The sequence below is a fragment of the Bacillus sp. mrc49 genome (assembly GCF_002803435.1).
The window spans coordinates 1-307 of sequence record NZ_PHNG01000422.1 but is presented as its reverse complement, the minus strand read 5'-3'; the positions used below and the strand labels follow the sequence as shown (position 1 = coordinate 307).

Sequence of the window (307 nt, the reverse complement as noted above, 5' to 3'; positions counted from 1 at the left end):
TTATTATAGGCCTTATAGGTGCAGCGGCTGTGCCTGTTGTTTTTAGCTTCGGTTTATTAGCTGGATCAGTAACTAAAATGATTAATCTTTTTAGTTTGTTTAACGGAAGAGGCGACAAGACAACCGGGAAACTCTCAATGATAGGCCATGTATCAAAAGGAGCAGCCAGCGCACTAAAAAAAATTGGCCCAATCATTACGGGATTAGCCAAGGGAGCGCTAAATGTATTAAAAGGCAGCTTAAAAGGCGTAGGCGTCGCTGTTAAAATAGTTAATTCAGCCATGAGGGCCAACCCTGTAGGTCTTGT

The 307-nt window shown here is 42.3% G+C and carries 1 protein-coding gene; it reads right to left on the bottom strand.

The genetic code is table 11. The features are described 5' to 3' along the window. The coding region (locus CVN76_RS30810; protein WP_157805489.1) for a hypothetical protein at window positions 1-283 on the bottom strand (283 nt) is incomplete at its 3' end. Between the last annotated feature and the right edge of the window lie 24 nt (window positions 284-307).